General features: G+C 68.7%; 12 protein-coding genes. 7 read left to right on the forward strand and 5 right to left on the reverse strand.

Annotation, left to right across the window (positions count from 1 at the left end; translation table 11 throughout):
* Positions 1 to 42 precede the first annotated feature (42 nt).
* Positions 43 to 1,062: a glycerophosphodiester phosphodiesterase gene (locus tag RTL41_RS02225; protein WP_312160884.1), complete on the forward strand. Its 1,020-nt coding sequence runs from the start codon at positions 43 to 45 to the stop codon at positions 1,060 to 1,062.
* Between the two features lie 61 nt (positions 1,063 to 1,123).
* Here RTL41_RS02225 and RTL41_RS02230 read toward each other — a convergent pair whose 3' ends face one another.
* Positions 1,124 to 2,974: an ABC transporter transmembrane domain-containing protein gene (locus tag RTL41_RS02230; RefSeq protein WP_312160886.1), complete on the reverse strand. Its 1,851-nt coding sequence runs from the start codon at positions 2,972 to 2,974 to the stop codon at positions 1,124 to 1,126.
* A gap of 120 nt (positions 2,975 to 3,094) precedes the next feature.
* Between RTL41_RS02230 and rpmE the strand changes: the two genes are divergently transcribed.
* Complete coding sequence (gene rpmE, locus RTL41_RS02235) at positions 3,095 to 3,319, forward strand: 50S ribosomal protein L31 (RefSeq protein WP_312160888.1); 225 nt, start codon at positions 3,095 to 3,097, stop codon at positions 3,317 to 3,319.
* Between the two features lie 214 nt (positions 3,320 to 3,533).
* On the opposite strand, the gene RTL41_RS02240 is transcribed toward rpmE, so the two are convergent.
* Positions 3,534 to 4,040, reverse strand: a complete 507-nt coding sequence (locus RTL41_RS02240; RefSeq protein ID WP_312160890.1) for a DUF1465 family protein — start codon at positions 4,038 to 4,040, stop codon at positions 3,534 to 3,536.
* A gap of 131 nt (positions 4,041 to 4,171) precedes the next feature.
* The gene (locus RTL41_RS02245; protein ID WP_312160892.1) at positions 4,172 to 4,375 is read right to left on the reverse strand and encodes a DUF1192 domain-containing protein; all 204 of its coding nucleotides are present in this window, start codon (positions 4,373 to 4,375) and stop codon (positions 4,172 to 4,174) included.
* A gap of 78 nt (positions 4,376 to 4,453) precedes the next feature.
* On the opposite strand from RTL41_RS02245, the gene RTL41_RS02250 reads away from it, so the two are divergent.
* From RTL41_RS02250 to RTL41_RS02270, 5 genes are all read left to right on the forward strand, one after another.
* Positions 4,454 to 5,428 carry an NAD(P)H-quinone oxidoreductase gene (locus tag RTL41_RS02250; protein WP_312160894.1) on the forward strand — a complete coding sequence of 325 codons (975 nt, stop codon included), beginning with the start codon at positions 4,454 to 4,456 and terminating at the stop codon, positions 5,426 to 5,428.
* A gap of 343 nt (positions 5,429 to 5,771) precedes the next feature.
* The gene (locus RTL41_RS02255; RefSeq protein WP_312160896.1) at positions 5,772 to 7,268 is read left to right on the forward strand and encodes an MFS transporter; all 1,497 of its coding nucleotides are present in this window, start codon (positions 5,772 to 5,774) and stop codon (positions 7,266 to 7,268) included.
* A gap of 27 nt (positions 7,269 to 7,295) precedes the next feature.
* Positions 7,296 to 8,828: an MFS transporter gene (locus RTL41_RS02260; RefSeq protein WP_312160898.1), complete on the forward strand. Its 1,533-nt coding sequence runs from the start codon at positions 7,296 to 7,298 to the stop codon at positions 8,826 to 8,828.
* A gap of 111 nt (positions 8,829 to 8,939) precedes the next feature.
* Positions 8,940 to 10,421, forward strand: a complete 1,482-nt coding sequence (locus RTL41_RS02265) for an MFS transporter (RefSeq protein ID WP_312160900.1) — start codon at positions 8,940 to 8,942, stop codon at positions 10,419 to 10,421.
* A 104-nt stretch (positions 10,422 to 10,525) separates the two neighbouring features.
* Positions 10,526 to 11,965 (forward strand): MFS transporter, encoded by a 1,440-nt coding sequence (locus tag RTL41_RS02270; RefSeq protein WP_312160902.1) that lies wholly within the window; start codon positions 10,526 to 10,528, stop codon positions 11,963 to 11,965.
* A gap of 62 nt (positions 11,966 to 12,027) precedes the next feature.
* On the opposite strand, the gene RTL41_RS02275 is transcribed toward RTL41_RS02270, so the two are convergent.
* Together RTL41_RS02275 and RTL41_RS02280 are read right to left on the reverse strand one after the other, a co-directional pair.
* A complete protein-coding gene (locus RTL41_RS02275) occupies positions 12,028 to 13,584 on the reverse strand; it encodes a ubiquitin-activating E1 FCCH domain-containing protein (protein WP_312160903.1) in 1,557 nt (518 codons plus the stop codon).
* 155 nt (positions 13,585 to 13,739) lie between these two features.
* Positions 13,740 to 15,542, reverse strand: coding sequence for a M2 family metallopeptidase (locus tag RTL41_RS02280; RefSeq protein WP_312160905.1), 1,803 nt, complete (start codon positions 15,540 to 15,542; stop codon positions 13,740 to 13,742).
* Positions 15,543 to 15,570: the final 28 nt, after the last annotated feature.

The raw sequence follows: 15,570 nt of genomic DNA on the forward strand, positions 1-15,570 counted from the left end.
GAGCGTGATGCAGGCGTCACCTTGGGCGGCTAGTCTGCCTCGATGCACCTGACCCGACGCAGCTTCGCCCTTTCGAGCGCCGCCCTGGCGGCGAGCCCCGCCATGGCCGCAGACGCCCGCAAGCCCATCGTCATCGCCCACCGCGGCGCCAGCGGCGAGCGGCCCGAGCACACGCCCATGGCCTATCGGCTGGCCATCGAGGAAGGCGCCGACTTCATCGAGCCGGACCTGGTCGTGACGCGGGACGGCCACCTGGTCGTGCGCCACGAGAACGAGATCTCCGGCACGACCGACGTCGCCGCCCGGCCGGAGTTCGCCGCCCGCAGGACCGCCAAGCTCATCGACGGCGCGCGGATCGAGGGCTGGTTCACCGAGGACTTCACGCTCGCCGAGCTGAAGACCCTGCGCGCCCGCGAGCGGCTGCCGCAGTTGCGCCCGGCCAGCGCGCAGTTCGACGGCCAGGAGGCCATCCCGACCTTCCAGGAGGTGATCGACCTGGCCAAGGCCGAGAGCCGCCGCGCCGGCCGCGTGATCGGCGTCTATCCCGAGATGAAGCATCCGGCCTATTTCGCCGCCGCCGGCCTGCCCATCGAGGCGCGGCTGGCCCAGGCGCTGAAGGACAACGGCCTGGACGCCGTGGACGCGCCGGTCTTCGTCCAGTGCTTCGAGCCCGAGCCGCTGCGCGCCTTCAAGGCGCTGTCGAAGGCCCGCCGCGTGCAACTGGTCGGCGCCGAGCGGCCCGAGATGGTCAGCGCCGAGGGCCTGAAGCGCATCGCCGAATATGCGCACGGGGTCGGCCCCGACTGGTCGCTGGTGATCCCGATGCGGGACGGCGCGCTGGGTCCGCCGACGCCGCTGGTCGCCCAGGCCCGGGCCCTGGGCCTGGAGGTCCACCCCTGGACCGTGCGGGCCGAGAACCGCTTCCTGCCCGCGGCCCTGCGCAAGGGCGAGGATCCGGCCGCGCACGGCGACGTGCAGGCGGTGTTCAAGGCGCTCTATGCGGCCGGGGTGAGCGGCGTGTTCAGCGATTTTCCGGGGCTGGCGGTGCAGGCGCGGGGCTGATCCCACGCAAGGGCGTCCTGCACGCAAGGGTGTCATCCCGGAAAGCGCGCAGCGCCTTGGGCTAAGCCGCCACGTCGCCGAACTGCAGCGCCGCCAGGCGCGCGTAGAGGCCGGCCTTGGCGATCAGTTCGGCGTGGGTCCCCTGCTCGACCACCTTGCCGCCGTCCATGACCACGATGCGGTCGGCCTTGAGCACGGTGGCCAGGCGGTGGGCGATGACCAGGGTGGTGTGCCCGACCATGGCGTCCTCCAGGGCGCGCTGGACCAGCCGCTCGTTCTCGGCGTCGAGGGCGCTGGTCGCCTCGTCCAGCAGCAGGACCGGGGTCTCGCGGATGAGGGCGCGGGCGATGGCCAGGCGCTGGCGCTGGCCGCCCGAGAGGCTGCGGGCGCGGTCGCCCAGCGGGGTGTCGAAGCCCTGCGGCAGGGCGTCGAGGAAGCCTTCGGCCTGGGCCGCGCGGGCGGCGGCGCGGATCTCGTCGGGGCCGGCGTCGAGCCGCCCGAAGCGGATGTTGTCGGCCGGCGAGCCGGAGAACAGCGGCGAGTCCTGCGACACCAGCGCCATGCGGGCGCGCACCTGGGCCGGATCGGCGTCGCGCAGGTCGACGCCGTCGAGGCGGATGGTCCCGCTGGTCGGATCGTAGAACCGCAGCAGCAGGCGGAAGACGGTGCTCTTGCCCGATCCCGAGGGACCGACCAGCGCCACCCGCTCGCCCGGCGCGACGCGCAGCGAGAAGCCGTCGAGGGCCAGGGCCTCGGGCCGGGCCGGATAGGAGAAGCGCACGGCCTGGAATTCGATCTCGCCGCGGGCCGGCTGCGGCAGGGCCTTGGGATGGGCGGGGGCGGCGATGGTCGGGGTGGCGGCGAACAGCTCGGAGACCCGCTCCATGGCCCCGGCGGCCTTCTGCACGTCGCCCCAGGTCTCGCCCAGGGCCCCGACCGAGCCGGCGGCCATCACCGCCAGGAAGGCGAACTGAAAGAGCGCGCCCCAGGTCATCTCGCCGCGCAGGCCGGCATGGACGCCCAGCCAGAAGATGAACACCACGCCGCCGAACACCAGGCCGATGACCAGGGCGGTCATGATCGCCCGGGCGGTCATCCGCCGCAGCGAGGTGCGGAACGAGGCTTCGACCGCCTCGCCGAAGGTGGCCGCGCCGGCCCCCTCGCGCCCGAAGGCCTGCACCGTCTCCAGCGCGTCCAGGGTCTCGCCGGCATGGCCGACGGCGGCGGCGAACTGGTCCTGGGTCGAGGTGGTCAGCTTGCGGACCCGCCGCCCATAGAGAAAGAGCGGCGCCAGCACGAACGGGAACAGCGCCACGACCAGGCCGGTCAGCTTGGGGCTGACGATGACCAGCAGCACCAGCGCCCCGATCAGGGTCAGGAGGTTGCGCAGGGCCACCGAGATGGAGGTCGAGAGCAGGCTCTCGACGATCTGGATGTCGGTGGTCAACCGCGAGAGCACCTCGCCGGTGCGGGTCCGGGCGAAGAACGGCTGGTCGAGGGTGAGGATATGGCCGTAGGCGGCCTTGCGCAGGTCGGCGGTGATCCGCTCGCCCAGCTTGGTGACGAAGAAGTAGCGCAGGGCGCTGGAGGCGGCGAGCGCCAGGGCCACGCCGCCGATCAGCCAGAACCGCGGGGCGACGCTGGCGTCGGTGGCGCCCGGCGCGGTCAGGTGGTCGACCAGCAGCCGGACCGCGCCGGATAGGCCGAGCGTCGAGGCCGCGGCCGTCATCAGGAAGAGGCCGGCCCAGGCGGTGTCGCCCTTGTGCCGGGCCAGGTAGGGAGCCAGGGCGCGCAGGGCCCCGACGTTGCGGCTGCGGGTCCGACGCTGGGCGGCCTCGCTCAGATCCTGCGCCATTGCGGCGCCGGCGCTGGGCCGTCCGTCGACAGGGGCCTCGGCGGCCAAATCACTCATGGAAACTAGCGCCCTTGCTCTTACCGCGCCTTTTCCTGTATACGCGCGGCTTCCTTCGCGCCCGCCCTTGCGGCGGACCGTGAACTTTTCTGCCGCTCCTTTACGTCGGTTGCCCTCGCGATGAAACAAGACACCCACCCGGACTATCATTTCATCACGGTCGTGATGACCGACGGTTCGAGCTATCAGACCCGCTCGACCTACGGCAAAGAGGGCGCGACCCTGAACCTGGACATCGACCCGAAGACGCACCCGGCGTGGACGGGCGGCAACCAGACCCTGCTGGACCGCGGCGGCCGCGTGTCGCGCTTCAACGCCAAGTTCGGCGGCTTCACCCGCAAGTAGGTTTCGCGGCGCGCCCGGCGCGCGCCCGCAGAACTATGCGAGCAGATACGAAAACGCCGCGCTCCCGCGCGGCGTTTTTTGCTGTCTGCGCAGAGCCACGCCTGCGGCTCTCCACTCTGGCTCGTCATGGCCGGGCCGCAAGGTCCGTCCGGCGAGTGCGGCGACCAGGGATCCCCGACACGCTGACGCGGTCGGGGATGACGATCTTGGATCATCAGCCCCCGAAGGCGGCCTGCAGGCGGCCGAACTGGGACAGCACCGGGTTGGCGTCCTCCGGCTCGGTCTCTTCGATGTACATGCGCCGGTCCAGGTGCCGCACGCGCTCATAGAGGCGCTCGGAGCGGTCCAGCAGGATCAGCAGACCCGAGGGCAAGTCCTCGCTGGTCGCGCCGCGGCAGATGTCCTCGGCGCCCAGGCGGTAGCGTTCCTCGCGGGCGCTCTCGGCCGGCATGTCGCCTTCGCGCACCGCCCGCTGGACCAGCAGCCAGGAGGCCACCTGCATCAGCCGGGTGGTCAGGCGCATGCTTTCACCGGCATAGGCCAGGGCCGCGCTGCGCGAGAGCAGCTTGGATTCCTGGCGGCCCGAACCGTCGAGATAGCCCGCCGTCTCCTCGACCAGGTCCATACCTTCCTGGAAGGTCCTGTCGAACAGCTCGGATCGCGCAAAATCGGCGACCACGTCCGCGCGCCAGGCGCCGATCGGCGCAAATCCTTCGGTCATGCACTTCGCCTCTAAATTCCCAGCCCGCAGATGCTTGCGGCTTTGGCCTGAGCGGTCTGCAACCCCCATGCCAGACGTAAACATCCGTTATCGACGACCCGCGTTTACGTTCGGTTATCCGTAAGCGAGAGTTAGCTTGGCCTTGAGAATAGCGCGTCGGCCGCGGCCCGGCCCGCCTGCTTACGCTCAATTTGGGCACGGCAGCGGGCGACCTCGGCCTGCAGGGCCTCGATCCGCTCCTCCAGCTCGGCCACGCCGTAGAGCTCCAGGTCCTCGCGCATCGCCTCGGCCAGCCGCTGACCGCGCAGGACACGGGCGTTCACCGGTTCATCCATCGATCATCCTCCCTTTGCCAGGCTCGCTGCGGCATCTATCTGGAAGACTACGCTGAAAACCTGCCGGAGGGCGCCCCTGTGACTGAGACCATGACCGCGATCGTTGTGGAGGGCGGGCGCGGGCCCGCGGAGAACCTGAAGGCCGAGACCATCGCGCGCCCGACGCCCGGCCCCGGCCAGATCCTGATCAAGGTCGAGGCGGCGGGGGTGAACCGTCCCGACCTCGCCCAGCGCATCGGCGCCTATCCGCCGCCGCCCGGCGCGCCGGAAACCCTGGGCCTGGAGGTCGCCGGCGAGGTGGCGGCGGGGGCCGGACGCTGGAAGGCCGGCGACAAGGTCTGCGCCCTGCTGGGCGGCGGCGGCTATGCGCAATACGCCGTCGTCGACGCGCGCCACGCCCTGCCGATTCCGCAGGGGCTGAGCGCGCTGGAGGCGGCCGCCCTGCCCGAGACCGTGTTCACCGTCTTCGCCAACGTGTTCGAACATGGGAGCCTGAAGGCCGGCGAGACCCTGATGGTGCACGGCGCGACGTCCGGCATCGGGACAACGGCGATACAGATGGCCAAGGCCGCCGGCGCCAAGGTGATCGCCACCGGCCGCGGCGCGGGCAAGGCGGCCGAGGCCAAGCGCCTGGGCGCCGACGTCAGCGTCGACGTCACCACAGAGGACTTCGCCGAGGTCGCCAAGGCCCACGGCGGGGTCGACGTGATCCTCGACATGGTCGGCGGCGACTATTTCGCCAAGGGCCTGGACAGCCTGAAGACCGGCGGCCGCATCGTCTTCATCGCCGCGCAGGGCGGCGGCGAGGTCGCGCTGCCGATCTTCCGCCTGATGATGAAGCGGGCGGTGGTCACCGGCTCGACCCTGCGGCCGCGCGACGCCGACGAGAAGGCCCGGCTGGCCGCGGCGGTGGAACAGGCGGTCTGGCCCTGGATCGCGGCCGGCAAGCTGAAGCCGCAGATCGACAGGACCTTCCCGCTGGACGAGGCCGCGGCGGCCCACGCCTATCTCGAAGGCGGCGCCCACGTCGGCAAGGTGATGCTGCTCGCCTAAGGTGAAGTTCTAGGATGCGGCATGGCGGCGGGCCCTGCGTCTGCCGCCATCGCGGAATGTTTGCGGAACATAGGTCACGGCGCGCACGCCCCGACCCGAATCCCTTCCATGTAAAGGTATGGCGCCCGGGCGCGCGACGACGAATCCCGTTGACGATAGGGAAAGGCTCCCTCACGATTTGACCGATTGATCGTGAGTGTTCGGCCATGCCTTCAAGGCTGTGGTTTGGCCTCGTCCATAATAAGGGCTGCGCAGCATTCATCGCGCGGCGGGAGGAACATTTGGCCAGCGGCTTTCCCGTGTCGAACGCCTGTGGGCGCTTCGCCCAACCTACGGATGGCGCATGACCGCTTCGCGACCGCCGCTGAGCCTGGCGACCAAGCTGCTCTACGCCGTGGGCGCGGTGGCCAATGCGGTGAAGCTCCGCGGCCTCTCGACCTTCCTGATGCTGTTCTACAACCAGGTCGTCGGCCTGCCGCCGCAGACGGTGACCTTCGTGCTGATGGTCGCCCTGGTGTTCGACGCGATCGTCGACCCGCTGGTCGGCCAGGTCTCGGACAACTTCAAGTCCCGCCTGGGGCGGCGCCACCCGTTCATGTACGCCGCGGCGATCCCGGTCTCGGTGGCGTTCTTCCTGCTGTGGAACCCGCCGGCGGGGCTTAGCGACGGCCAGATGGTCGCCTACCTGCTGGCCTGCCTGCTGACCGTGCGGCTGTTCGACACCTTCTTCGAGCTGCCGCACTCCACCCTCGCCCCCGAACTGGCCAAGGACTACGACGAGCGCACCAAGCTGATCTCGCTGCGGATGCTGTTCGCCGTGATCGGGGGCCTGGGCATGACGGTCATGGCCTACCAGGTGTTCCTCAAGGAGAACCCGGACGGCACCGGCGGCGTCCTGGCCCGCGACGGCTACTTCGCCTACTCGCTGACCGCGGCCCTGCTGATCTTCGGCTGCATCCTGCTCTCGACCGCGGGCACCCAGAACCAGATCCCCTATCTGCGCCAGGCCCCGACCCGGAAGATCACCTTCAAGGCCATGGCCCGGGAAGTGGCCGCGACGCTGAACAACCGCGCCTTCGTGATCGCCACCATCACCGGGATGTTCGTGGCCATCGCCACCGGCGCGCGCAACGCGCTGGAGATCTATTTCGGCCTCTATTTCTGGGAGCTCACCCAGACCCAGCTCGCCGGGCTGGTCACGGTCAGCGTCCTGGGCGCGGCGGTCGGCGTGGTCGCCGCGCCGCAGGTCGCCAGGCGGCTGGGCAAGAAGCACGGCGCGATCCTGATGTTCGCCAGCGCCCTGCTCGTCGGGGTCAGCCCCGTCGTGGCGCGGCTGTTCGGGATCATGCCTCCGAACGGCACCGGCCTGCTCTACGGCCTGCTGGTGGTCGAGACGGTGATCAACACCGCCCTGGCCGGCGGCACCGGGGTGCTGCTGGTCTCGCTGGTCGCCGACGTGATCGAGGACGCCGAGGTCAAGACCGGCCGCCGCTCCGAAGGCCTGCTGATGAGCGCCGACAACCTGTTCAAGAAGCTGGTCTCGGGGGTGGGCGTGTTCATCTCCGGCTCGGTGCTGGCGATCATCGCCTTTCCCAAGAACGCCCAGCGCGGCCAGGTCGACCCCGAGATCATCCACAACATGGGCCTGATCTACCTGCCGGTGATCGGGGTGCTGTTCGGCCTCGGGATCGTCAGCCTCAGCTTCTTCAACATCGACAAGGCCAAGCACGAGGACAACCTCGCCCGCCTGGCCGCCGCCGGCCGCGCCGAGCCGCCGGAGCCGGAACCGCCGGCGCCCGACACGGCCCCCAGCACGCCGCCCCATCCCTTCAAGGCCTGACCGTTAGTTCCAGGAAAGCCCGCCGACATGACCGACGCCGCCGCCGGCCTGCCGCCACGCCCGCCGATCACCTTCCGGACCAAGGCCCTCTATGGCCTGGGCGCCGCCGCCAACATCATCAAGCAGCGGGGCATCACGACCTTCCTGCTGTTGTTCTACAATCAGGTGGTCGGCCTGCCGCCGGCCATGGTGTCGACGGCGATCATGATCGCGCTGATCTTCGACGCCTTCATCGACCCGATGGTCGGGCAGATCTCGGACAACACCCGCAGCAGGTGGGGCCGGCGCCACCCGTTCATGTACGCCGCGGCCCTGCCGGTCGCGATCGCCTTCTACATGATCTGGAACCCGCCGGTCGGCTGGGAGAACGAGGCGCTGTTCGGCTACATGCTGGTCTGCCTGCTGACCATCCGGCTGTTCGACACCTTCTTCGAACTGCCCTCGTCGGCGCTGCTGGCCGAGCTGACCAGCGACTACGACCAGCGCACCAGCATGATCGCCATCCGCTCGTTCTGCGGCGTGGCCGGTGGGCTGATCATGCAGTTGCTGGTCTACCAGGTGTTCCTGAAGAAGAACGCCGACGGCACCGGCGGCATCCTGGCCCGCGACGGCTGGCAGATGTACTCGATCGTCGCGGCGATCACGATCTTCACGATCATCCTGATCTCCTCGGCCGCCACTCACCACCAGATCCCCTATCTGCGCCAGCCGCCGAAGCGGAAGATCACCGTGCCGGCCATGCTGCGCGAGGTGGGCGCCACCCTGAACAACCGCTCGTTCGTGGCCCTGACCATCTCCGGGATGTTCATGAACGTCTCGCTGGGCCTGAAGACGGCGCTGGAGCTCTATTTCAACCTCTACTTCTGGGGCCTGACCCAGGGCCAGTTGGCGCTGCTGACCGTCACCGGCGTGGTCGCCAGCGTCATCGGCGTGGTCGCCGCGCCCAAGGTCGCCGCCCGGCTGGGCAAGCGGCTGGCCGCCATCACCATGTTCTTCGGCGCGGTGGTCGCCCTGCTGCTGCCGATCGGCCTGCGCATCCTGGGGGTCATGCCGCCGAACGGGTCGAACCTGCTGTTCGGCATCCTGATCGTCGACTTCATGGCCAACGGGGCGATGGCGATCATGACCGGGGTGATGCTGCAGTCGATGATCGCCGACGTGGTCGAGGACAGCGAGGTCAAGACCGGCCGCCGCTCCGAGGGCCTGCTGTTCTCGGCCGACAACCTGTTCAAGAAGATCGTCTCCGGGGTCGGGGTGTTCGTGTCCGGCGTGCTGCTGGCCCACGTCGCCTTCCCGCAGGGCGCCAAGCCGGGACAGGTCGATCCGGAGCTGCTGCGCAACCTGGCGCTCATCTACCTGCCGACCATCGGCGGCTTCTACGCCGTCGCGATCACCTGCCTGTTCCTCTACCGGATCGACAGGACCACCCACGAGGAGAACCTGCGCAAGCTGCAGGAGGGCGTACTCGAGACCCGCACCAGCGATGCGCAGATCGAGGCCGCCTCGCCCGCGGCCACCGGCCCGGCCGGCGACCTGAGCCCGGTGTCGCCCAAGGCCTGAGCCGCCGGCCTCCCTGACGATTAGGCGCTTGCCAGCGCCCCGGTCGTACCGAATATTCGAACCAGCGGGGTTCGCGGCGAAGATCGCGGCCCCCTGGTCAGGGAGGACGGCATGGGCGAGGCCCAAGCGGCGGACGGGTGCCTGAGCGTCGGTTCGAAGGTGTTCTACGGCTTCGGCTCGGTCGCCTTCGGGGTCGCCACGCTCGGCCTCTCCGCGGCGGTGCTCCAGCCCTATCTCAACCGGGTCATCGGCCTGCCGGCGCTGTGGGTCGGCACGGCGATCATGGCCACCCTGATCCTCGACGCCTTCATCGACCCGGCCATCGGCCAGTGGTCCGACAGGCTGCGCACCCGCTGGGGCCGCCGCCACCCGCTGATGTACGCCGCGGCCCCGCTGGTGGCGGCCGCCTGCATCGGCTTCTGGAACTCGCCCGCCGACTGGCCGCCGGAGAGCGTCGGCCTCTACCTGATCGGCATGCTGGTGCTGCTGCGGATCTGCGTCAGCCTCTACGAGGTGCCCAGCCAGGCCCTGGCCCCGGAGCTGACCAGCGACTACCACCAGCGCACCAGCCTGTTCAGCTACCGGTTCTTCTTCGGGGTGATCGGCGGCTTCGGGATGAACGTGGTGCTCTACCAGGTCTTCCTGAGCCCGGAGAACGGCGGGATCCTCAACCGCGACGGCTACAGCCAGTACGGCCTGCTGGCCGCCGTGGTGATGGCGGCCTCGATCCTGGTCTCGGCGATCGGCACCCATCGGCGCATCCCCGACCTCGCCGCGCCGCCCGAGCGCCAGGCCAGCCTCTCGCAGTTGCTGCGCGAGATCGGCGGCACGCTGTCCAACCGCTCGCTGGTGGTGGTGATGCTGTCGGGCCTGTGCTCGGGGATCGCGGCCGGCATGACCAACGCGCTCAGCCAGTACTTCTATCTGGAGTTCTGGGGGCTCACCGCCGCCAACATCTCGATGCTGGCCCTGGCCTCGGTGCTGGCCTCGGTCTCGGGGGTGGCGATCGCCGCGCCCACCTCCAAGGCGTTCGGCAAGAAGGCCGCAATGCTCGGCCTGTTCTCGGTCGCCACCGTCACCGCCTCGGCGCCGATCCTGCTGCGGCTGCTCGGCCTGATGCCGCCCAACGCCTCGCCGCTGGTGTTCGCCATCCTGTGGGTGGACGCCTTCGTCGCCACCACCCTGGCCATCGCCGGCTACATCATCATCTCCTCGATGATCGCCGACATCGTCGAGGACGCGGCGGTGAAGACCGGGGTGCGCTCCGAGGGGCTGCTGTTCGCCGCCAACGGCCTGCTGCCCAAGTTCACCGCCGGGATCGGGGTGTTCATGAGCGGGGCGCTGCTGACCCTGGTCGCCTTCCCGTCCCACGCGGCGGCCGGGACCGTGTCGCCCGACATCATGCGCCACCTGGCGCTGGCCTATCTGCCGATCACCTTCGGCATGAACATGCTTTCGATCCTGGTGCTGGCGTTCTACCGCATCGACAAGGAGACCCACGAGCGCAACGTGGCCGCCCTGGCCGGCGAGCGGACGGTGGGAAGCGAGGGCCCGCCGCCGGCCGCCGAACCGGTCATCGCCAGCGCAGGTTGAAGCTGCCTCTTCCCTCGCTCTCCTGGTCGTGTTTACAAAAGAGCACATAGAACAAGGGAAACGCCGTGGCCGCCAGCATACCACCCGCTCAAAAGCAGGGGCGTTTGAGCGTCCCCACCAAGTTCTTCTACGGCTTCGGCTCGGTCGCCTTCGGGGTCAAGGACCAGGGCTTCTCCTATCTGCTGCTGATCTTCTACAACCAGGTGGTCGGGCTGCCCTCGGCCACGGTCGGCCTGGCGATCATGATCGCCCTGATCATCGACAGCTTCCTCGACCCGATCATGGGCCAGGTGTCGGACAACTGGCGCTCGCGCTGGGGCCGGCGCCACCCGTTCATGTACGCCGCGGCCCTGCCGGTGGCGCTCTCCTACCTGCTGCTGTGGAACCCGCCGCAGGGCTGGTCGCACGAGGCGCTGTTCGTCTACCTGATCGTGGTGGCGGTGATCATCCGCAGCTTCATCACCATGTACGAGATCCCCTCGGCGGCGCTGGCGGCGGAACTGACCACCGACTACGACGAGCGGACCAAGGTCATGTCCTACCGCTACTTCTTCGCCTGGTGGGGCGGCCTGACCATGACCCTGCTGGCGCTGAAGGTGTTCCTGACGCCGGACGCCGAGCACCCGATCGGCCAGTTGAACCCGGCCGGCTACGTGACCTACGGCTATGTCGCCGCGGCGGTGATCTTCGCGGCCATCCTGATCTCGGCCCTGGGCACCCACAACCAGATCCCGCGCCTGCGCATCCCGCCGGCGCGCAAGCTGACCCTTGGCCAGTTGGCCCGGGAGATGGTCGGCACGCTCAGCCACAAGTCGTTCCTGGTGCTGATGGGAGCGGGCCTGTTCAACGCCATGGCCGGGGGCCTGGTGCTGTCGCTGAACCTCTACTTCAACACCTTCTTCTGGCAGCTCCCCTCGAACCAGATCGCCATCCTGGCGGCGGCCAACTTCATCTCCGCGGCGCTGGCCTTCGGGTTCGCCGCGCCGATCTCCAAGCGCCTGGGCAAGAAGCACACGGCCCAGATGACCAAGGTGCTGTCGTTCCTCATCGCCATCGCCCCGATCAGCCTGCGGCTGCTGGGCGTGTTCCCCGAGAACGGCTCGCCGGCGGTGCTGCCGATCCTGTTCGTCCAGGCGGTGTTCTCGACCGGCTTCTCGATCATCTCGGCGATCCTGATCTCGTCGATGATCGCCGACGTGGTCGAGGACAGCGAACTGCAGACCGGCCGCCGCTCCGAGGGCCTGTTCTTCGCCGCCGCGGCCTTCGTGCAGAAGGCGGTGTCGGGCGTCGGGATCTTCGCCTCGAGCATGATCCTGCTGGCCATCGGCTTCCCGCAGAACGCCCAGCCCGGCCAGGTCAGCGAGGGCGTGGTCTCCAACCTGGGGCTGACCTACCTGTTCGTGCTGGGCGGCCTCTACGGCGCGGCGATCCTCTGCGTCTCGCTCTACCGCATCACCCGCGACAGCCACGCCGAGAGCCTGGCCCGGCTGGCCGCCCAGGCCGAGCAGGTCGAGGGCGGCGAGGGCCCCGAGCGCATCGGCTGAGCCAGGAAAAAACGCGCCGGGCGCAGGGCCCGGCGCGTTCGATCCTTGCCCGCGCTGCGCGGCTACTTGGAGATGCGCAGCGAGTTGATGTCCTGGGCGATGGCCCGGAACGCCACCTTCAGCTCGGCCCCGCCATTGGGCATGTAGACATTTTCCGGCGCGGTCGCGCAGTTGCGCATCAGGTTCTGGACCTGGGTGTCGCTGCTGACGTTGAAGCCCACCGTGTAGATGATGATCTTCTTGTCCTTCATGTTGCGGCAAAGTTCCGCCGCCTGGGTGAAGGGGTCGCCATTGGTGGCGTTGCAGTTGATCTTGATGTCGGTGCCGCCGCTGCCCGAATCGGCGTTCTTGGCTACGACGCCCTTGCAGTAGGGCGTGTTGAAGGCGCCGTCGGTCATCAGCACCACGACCTTCAGCAGTTCACGCGTGCCGTAGGCGGCGCCGCGGCTCTCGCTCGGGAACAGGCTGCCGAAGTTCGGCGAGACCATGTACCAGCCCCAGGCCAGGCCGATCTGGCCGGCCGTCGAGCCGTTGTCGGCGAGCTTGTCGATCGCCGACTTGAGCGCGGTCTTGTTGGTCGACAACGGCATGATCGGCTGCGTGTAGCAGGCCTCGCCGTCGTTGGGCTTGTAGTAGCGGCGACCGACCGGGTTCGCGCCCGGCGCGGCGTCGGTATAGGCCTCGGCGCCGATACGCTCGGACACGCAGTTGGTCGGCGCCCAATACTTGGTCTTGTTGTCGGCGCCGGTGAACTTGAACGACTGGCAGTCCTCGCTCAGGCACTGGACCGTGCCGCCGGAGGTGTACTTGTTGGCGCTCGACGTGTTGGTCGACTTCAGCTCGAAGGTCTTGGGCGTACGGTTGGCGACGACGTACTCGCCGCTGATCGTGGTCATGCCCTTCACGCCCGAGATGGTCACCGTCTCGCCGTTGACCAGATTGTGGTCGGCGCTGGTGGTCACCACCGCCGGGTTGGCCCGCGTGATGCCGCTGATGCTCGCCGGCCCGCGGATCAGGCCGCGCGCCTGTTGTGCATAAGCTCCGACGTTCACGCTGTTCGAATACGGCACCAGCGCGACCTTGGTGTAGTACGGCGTCTGCTGGTCCTTGACGACCAGGTCCACCAGGTCCTTGGCCGCGGTGCGCAGGTTGCCCATCTGGGCGCTCATCGAGCCGGTGGTGTCGAGCACCAGGGCGACCTCGACATTGTTGGAGTTGCGCAGCACCTCGGAGGTGGCGGCGATGTCCGCCTGCGCCCAGAGCCGCGGCCCCACCGAGGGCGGCGTGATGGTGGCGCGGCCCTTGATGGTGATGCCTTCCAGCACGAAGGAGCTGGAGGTGATGACCTGGCCGGTGGGCAGCTTCAAGTTGGCCCGCAGGGCCGCGTCGCCCGTGCTCTGCACCGCCCCGGCGGCCGTCGCGTTCGACCGCGCCACATAGAGGGTGGCGGTGTCCAGCGCGTCCTGCAGTTGCCCGCGCTGGGTCGTGATCATGTAGATGTCGATCAGACCCATGGTGGCCGGCGCCAGCAGAAGCAGGCCCACGGCGAAGAAGACGGCGGTCGCGCCGCGCTCGTCGCGCAGCCCCGCAACGCACCGGGCCTTCACGCGCCCGGTCATGCCATGAATACGCCTGGCGACTTGCTTGGTGATCTTTTCCACGCCTGGAGCCCCAGCAGTTCAGAGTTGAATCCGCTGGAGCTTGCCAGAGCAGCGTAAACGAACGGGCGCCGAAGACGGTTAAGGCAAAGCTTTCTTCGGCGCCGGGCCGCGCGCTACCAGCCGCAGGATTCGCCCTTGTTCTGGACGGTCAGCCAGTCGTTGAGCGGCTTGAAGTAGGCGGTCACGGCGCTGGCGTCCGCGCCCTTCTCGCCGGTGAAGGCGGCCATGGCTTCCGGCCAGGGCCTGGATGCGCCCATTTCCAGCATGGCGTTGAACTTCTTGCCCATTTCCTGCTCGCCATAGACCGAGCAGCGGTGCAGCGGGCCCTTCCAGCCGATCTGGTTGCAGGCCGCGCGGTGGAACTGGAACTGGTAGATGTGGGCCAGGAAGTAGCGGGTATAGGGCACGTTGGCCGGGACGTGGTACTTGGCCGCCGGGTCGAAGGCGTCGGCCGGACGCGGCGCCGGCGGCGCAAGGCCTTGATACTTAAGGCGCAACTTCCACCATTCGTCGTTGTAGCGTTCGGGCCCCGCCTCGCCCGAGAACACCTCCCAGCGCCAGCGGTCGACCATCAGGCCGAAGGGCAGGAAGGCGATCTTGTCGAGCGCCATCTTCAGCAGGAACGGGATGTCCTCGTCCGCGCCCGGGGCCTTGTCCAGCAGGCCGATCTGCTGGAGGTAGGTCGGGGTCAGGGCCGAGAGGCCGACGAAGTCGCCGATCGCCTCGTGGAAACCGTCGTTTGCGCCGTTCTTGAACAGGAACGGCTGGTCCTTGTAGGCCCTTTGGTAAACGTTGTGCCCGAGCTCATGGTGAACGGTGTAGAAGTCGTCGGCGTCGACCTTGGTGCACATCTTGATGCGCACGTCGTCGCGGTCGTCGAGGTCCCAGGCCGAGGCGTGGCAGACCACTTCGCGGTCCTTCGGGCGGGTGATCATCGAGCGCTGCCAGAAGGTCTCCGGCAACGGCGAGATGCCGATCGAGGTGTAGAAGCTCTCGCCGGTCTTGACCATCTTCACCGGGTCATAACCCTTTGAAACCAACAGCTTGTCGAGGCTGTAGCTGGACGAGGCGGTCTTCGGCTGGACCACGTCGTAGATGTTGCCCCACTGCTGGGCCCACATGTTGCCCAGCAGGTCGGCGCGGATCGGGCCCTTGCGCGGTTGCACGGCGTCGCCGTACCTGTCGTTGAGCTGGCCGCGCACATAGCAGTGCAGATTGCGGTAGAACGGCTCGACCTGGCTCCACAGGCGGTCGGTCTCGGCCGCGAAGCCGTCCGGGTCCATGTCGTAGTTGGAGCGCCAGAGCGCGCCGGTGTCCTTGAAGCCCAGGTCGCGGGCCCCCTCGTTGGAGAGCTGGGCCAGCTTGGCGTAGTCGCCGCGCATCTGCGGGGCGATCGAGTGCCAGCCCTCCCAGACCGCCTTCAGCTCGGCCGGATCGCGGCTCTTGGCCAGGATCTCCTCGGCGTCGTTGAGGCTCAGGGTCTTGCCGCCGTACTGGAACTTGCCGGCCGAATAGGTCGAGTCCAGGCGGGTGGCGATGGTCGCCAGCTCGCCCGCGGCGCCGGGCCTATTGGGCGCGGGCGAGACCAGGAACAGCTTGAGAAGCTTCAGCTTTCGCGCGGTGACCGGGTCGACCGCGACGCCATCGTACTTCGCCGCCTCGCGGGCGTAGCGGGCGGTCAGCTCGTTCTGCTCGGCCGTGGCCTTGGCCTCCAGCCACTGGGTGTCCTCGGTGATGTAGGTCGCCCGCACCCAGGCGGACTTGGCCACGTACTGGTTGAAGGCGGCGAGGTCGGCCTCGGCCTTGTCGACGAAGGCCTTGGCCTCGGCGGGGGTCGGCTTGGCGAGGGCCTGGGCCGAGGCCGGGGCGAAGGCGAACAAAGCAACCGCCGTGGCGGCCAATAGCTGGGATTTCATGCGGCGAGACGTCCCCAATGCGGAAATT

Source organism: Phenylobacterium sp., assembly GCF_031984885.1.
In the GTDB taxonomy this organism is placed as follows: Bacteria; Pseudomonadota; Alphaproteobacteria; order Caulobacterales; family Caulobacteraceae; genus Phenylobacterium.